Source organism: Brevundimonas sp. (genome assembly GCF_036399195.1).
GTDB lineage: Bacteria > Pseudomonadota > Alphaproteobacteria > Caulobacterales > Caulobacteraceae > Brevundimonas.
Genome location: NZ_DASWNO010000032.1, coordinates 1 through 4311, shown reverse-complemented (window position 1 = coordinate 4311; position 4311 = coordinate 1). Strand labels below are relative to the sequence as shown.

Annotated in this window: 3 protein-coding genes and 1 pseudogene; 3 read left to right on the top strand and 1 reads right to left on the bottom strand. The window is 69.0% G+C overall.

The genetic code is table 11. The features are described 5' to 3' along the window. The 3 genes and pseudogenes from VGB60_RS01800 to VGB60_RS01790 all read left to right on the top strand — a co-directional run. Window positions 1–1606, top strand: a pseudogene (locus VGB60_RS01800) (TSCPD domain-containing protein); the annotation flags it as partial. Window positions 1607–1667: 61 nt separating this feature from the next. After that, on the top strand, window positions 1668–2162 hold the full coding sequence (locus VGB60_RS01795; RefSeq protein WP_331036571.1) for a pentapeptide repeat-containing protein: 495 nt from the start codon (window positions 1668–1670) through the stop codon (window positions 2160–2162). Between the two features lie 74 nt (window positions 2163–2236). Then, complete coding sequence (locus VGB60_RS01790; protein WP_331036570.1) at window positions 2237–3154, top strand: pentapeptide repeat-containing protein; 918 nt, start codon at window positions 2237–2239, stop codon at window positions 3152–3154. Window positions 3155–3206: 52 nt separating this feature from the next. Here VGB60_RS01790 and VGB60_RS01785 read toward each other — a convergent pair. Further along, on the bottom strand, window positions 3207–4311 hold a 1105-nt coding region (locus tag VGB60_RS01785), incomplete at its 5' end, for an amino acid--tRNA ligase-related protein (RefSeq protein ID WP_331036569.1).

Genomic DNA, 4311 nt, shown 5'->3' with positions numbered 1-4311 from the left:
CGGGGACTTGGTCCGCCTCTGGGTCGGGGCCGTCGCCGGCGATGGCGAGCGGCTTGTGTCCGTCGGCCTTGGAGGTCTGGCGGACGCCGTGCTGGAGCAGGTCGCGGACGGCTGGACTGATCGCGCCGGACGAATCGCCGCGATTGCGCACAAGGCGGGCGGCGGAGCTCTGGCGTCGTTGTTCGTGGACGACCCAGAGGCCGCCCTGCGGCTCGGCCTCGGCCCGCTCTCCGCCATGGAGCCTTGGCAGACCCATGAAGGGACGGTCCAACAGCGGCTGCGTCAGTCTCTTGCGACGGCGATCGAGCGTGCTGGAGGCGACGTCGAGGCGGCGGAGCGCACGCTGTTCGGCCGTCGCACACTCTTCGAGGCCCCTGGCGTCGATCATCAGGCGCTGCGGGCGAAGGGGTTCACCGACGTCGAACTGGAGGCTGTCGAGACGGCCCTGGCCGGCGCCGAGCGGCTGTCGGACGTGTTCCGCTCGCCCGTGCTGGACGCCGGGTTCCAACAGGACGTTCTTGGCGTTGATGGTCCGTCCGGCCGCGACTTGCTCCCGGAGCTCGGCTTCACCGACGCATCCGTGCGGGCTGCCGAGGCTTGGGCGCTGGGGCGGCCCGACCTGGGCGGATGGGATGGCGCGCCGTCGCTGCTCTCCGACCTGCTGGCTGATCCGCGGGCGTTCGAGGCCGGCCTGCAGGCGGTCGTGGAAGCTGCAAGCCCGGCGCCGGACCTGTCGGCGTGGGCGATCGATTGGGATGCTTCGCCGGCTCAGGCGGCGCGAATCCTGGGAGACGCGGCGCGGGACGGCCGGCGAGCGGTGCGGCTGCGGCGGGCCGACGCGCCTGCCGGGCGGTTGATCGAGTTCGATGTCTCTGATGACACGGGCGGCGGGCGGAGACGTGAGCCTGAACCTCGCACGATCGAGCGCGTGGTCGAGAAGGTCGTCGAACGCGCCCGCGCCCGCCGCAAGCTGCCGGACCGGCGCAAGGGCTACATCCAGAAGGCCGCCGTGGGCGGCCACAAGGTCTACATCCACACCGGCGAATACGAGGACGGCGAGCTCGGCGAGATCTTCATCGACATGCACAAGGAGGGCGCCGCCTTCCGCAGCCTGATGAACAATTTCGCCATCGCGATCTCGATCGGGCTTCAGTACGGGGTGCCGCTGGACGAGTTCGTCGACGCCTTCGTCTTCACCCGCTTCGAACCCGCTGGGCGAGTCACGGGGAATGATTCGATCCGCTCGGCGACCTCCATCCTCGATTACATCTTCCGCGAATTGGGCGTCTCCTATCTCGATCGCCGGGAACTGGCCAACGCCGATGCCGAGAGCCTGAACGCCGACGGGCTCGGGACGGGTAAGCCGGACGATGGGTCGCCGGAGACGGTGCCGGCCGCGCGGTTCATTTCCAAGGGCTTCGCCCGCGGCGCGACGCCAGACAATCTGGTGGTGCTGCCGTTCGGCCAGCAGAGACAGGCGCAACCCGGGCTCGCGGTGGCGACTGAAGCGGTGGCGTGCCCGGAGTGCGGCGACTTTTCATTTCAGCAGCGTGGCGCCGGCTGGGCCTGCGACATGTGCGGGGCGGCGCCGTCGATGCAGGGCTAGGGCTGTCCGCAGCGCGCTGGCCTGCATCTTGCTTCGTCCCGATCCAAGATCGGAGCCTGCCATGAAAGCCAAACTGAGCCTCGCCCTGTCGGCCCTTGTCGCCGTGGCCGTCGCATCGCCGTCATTCGCCCAGAACGCCTCCCAGATCGGGCGGGTGCGGAGCGGCGCGAGCTGCCCGGGCTGCAACCTGTTCCAGGGCGATTTCAGCGCGATGGAGGCCCCCGGCCTGAACCTCTCGGGCGCCCGTCTCCGTCAGGCCGACCTGAGCCTCGCGGTCATGACCCGGACACGATTCGCCAACGCCGACCTGCGCGACGTGGAGGCCTATGGCGGCGTCTTTTCAAGCGCCAGCTTCGCCGGGGCCAATCTGACCAACGCCAGTTTCGTGGGCGCGCATCTGGACGGGGCCTCGTTCGGCGGCGCGACGCTGTCCGGGGTGAACTTCTCCGGCGCCTCGCTGCTCAGAGCGACCGGTTTGACGCAGGGCCGTCTCAGCCAGGCGTGCGGCGACGAGGCCACCCGCCTGCCCCGCGGCCTGCGCATCCCGCACTGCTAAGCTGACGCGCCTCGGCCCCGGACCTTACGGCGATTTAAGTAGGGTTCGGGCGCGTTTGGCCGCATTACAGAGGTGTGAAACAGTCAGCCGCCATCTCTGCCCGCGCCGTCCTCGCCGCAGTCTTCGCCGCGTCCGTCGCGGGTTTGACCGCGGGGTCGGTCAGCGCCGAGGTTCGGCTCCAGCTGGGCTTTCAGGACCGGGAAGTGGCGCGGCTGGTGTCGCTTGGCGGCTCCTGCAATCGCTGCGAGCTGTCCGGGCGCGACCTGACTGGCGCGGCGTTCAACGGAGCCAACTTCACCAATGCGACCCTGGTGGGCGCCAACCTGCGGGGCGCGGGTCTGGTCGGCTCCAACTTCACCGGCAGCGACTTCAGCCGGGCTGATCTCGGCGGCGCCGAGCTGGTGGGCGCGGATTTCACCGGCGCCAACTTCACCAACGCGGGGCTGTCCGGCGCGGAGGCGATGGGCGCCACCCTGGTGCGGGCCCGGCTGCCCGGCGCCACCCTGACCGGGGCGGACCTGACCGGCTCAAACATGAACGGCGCGGTCTTGGTTGCGGCGAATCTCAGCAATGCGGAGCTCAACGCCACGACGCTGGCCAACGTGCAGGCTCGTTCGGCCAACTTCACGGGCGCCGAGGTCGCGATGTCCAATCTGTCGAACGGCGACTTCCGCAGCGTGTCATTCCGGGACGCCACCCTCAACGGGTCGCGGTTGACCGGTGGAAACTTCGCCGGCGCAAACTTCAGCGGCGCCGAAATGAGCCGGACGGACATCCGCGGGGCCGACCTGTCACGCGCGCGTGGTCTCAGCCAGGAACAGGTCGGCGCTGCCTGCGGGGACGCCGCGACCCGGCTGCCCAACGGCCTGACCGCGCGGACGTGCCGGAGCATCTCGCTGAGACTGGCGCATCCGAGACCGGTCCCGAGGCCGCCGGCCCCGCCGGTCCCGCCGCGGGTCCGGAACCTGGCGGTGGCGACCGCCGACCGCTGACGAACGAGGCCGCCGCCCCATGGGCAGCGGCCTTTTTCATGGCGGCGCGCTGTCAGCCCTTGAGAGGCAGCGCCGCGCGGATGTGCAGTTCCTTGTACTGGCGATCCGCGGCGTCGGAGGGCGCGCTCATCAGCAAATCCTGCCCCTGTTGGTTCAGCGGGAAGGCGATGACCTCGCGGATGGCGGTCTGGCCCGCCAGCAGCATGACGATCCGGTCGATGCCGGGCGCCAGCCCGCCGTGCGGCGGCGCGCCGTAGCGGAAGGCGTTGAGCATGCCGCCGAACTGGTCCTCGACGACCGAGGCGTCGTAGCCGGCGATCTCGAAGGCCTTGAGCATGATCTCGGCCTTGTGGTTCCGGATCGCGCCCGAGCACAGCTCGTAGCCGTTGCAGACGATGTCGTACTGGTAGGCCAGGATGTCGAGCGGGTCCTTGCTCGTCAGCGCCTCCAGCTCGCCCTGCGGCATCGAGAAGGGGTTGTGCGAGAAGTCGACCTTCTTCTCTTCCTCGGACCACTCGAACATCGGGAAGTCGACGATCCAGCAGAAGCGGAATTCGTCTTCCGAGATCAGGTTCAGATCCTGCCCCAGCTTGATGCGGGCGTTGGCGGCGAACTTGTGGAACATGGCCGGGTCGCCGGCGGCGAAGAAGGCGGCGTCCCCCTGCCCCATACCGAGCGCCTTCATCAGGCCGTCCGTCGCTTCCGCGCCCAGGTTCTTGGCGATCGGACCGCCCCAGGCGTTGTTGTCGTCCGACCAGAAGATGTAGCCGAGACCCGGCTGGCCCTCGCCCTGGGCCCAGGAGTTCATACGGTCGCAGAAGGCGCGGCTTCCGCCCTTGGGCGCGGGGATCGCCCAGACGGCGTTCTTGGCGTCGCCGGCGAGGATCTTGTTGAACAGGCCGAAGCCGCCGTCGCGGAAATGGTCGCTGACGTCGGACATCTCGATCGGGTTGCGCAAGTCCGGCTTGTCGGTGCCGTACTTGGCGATGCTGTCCCGGTAAGGGATGCGCACGAAGGGATACGGATCGACCCGCTTGCCGTCGGCGAACTCCTCGAACACGCCGTGCATGACGGGTTCGATGGCAGCGAAGACATCCTCCTGCGTGACGAAGCTCATCTCGACGTCGAGCTGGTAGAACTCCAGTGACCGGTCGGCG

What these genes read in the sequence shown, in the direction of transcription:
- VGB60_RS01795 (WP_331036571.1), top strand. Translation starts at nt 1,668, where the DNA reads ATGAAAGCCAAACTGAGCCTCGCCCTGTCGGCCCTTGTCGCCGTGGCC.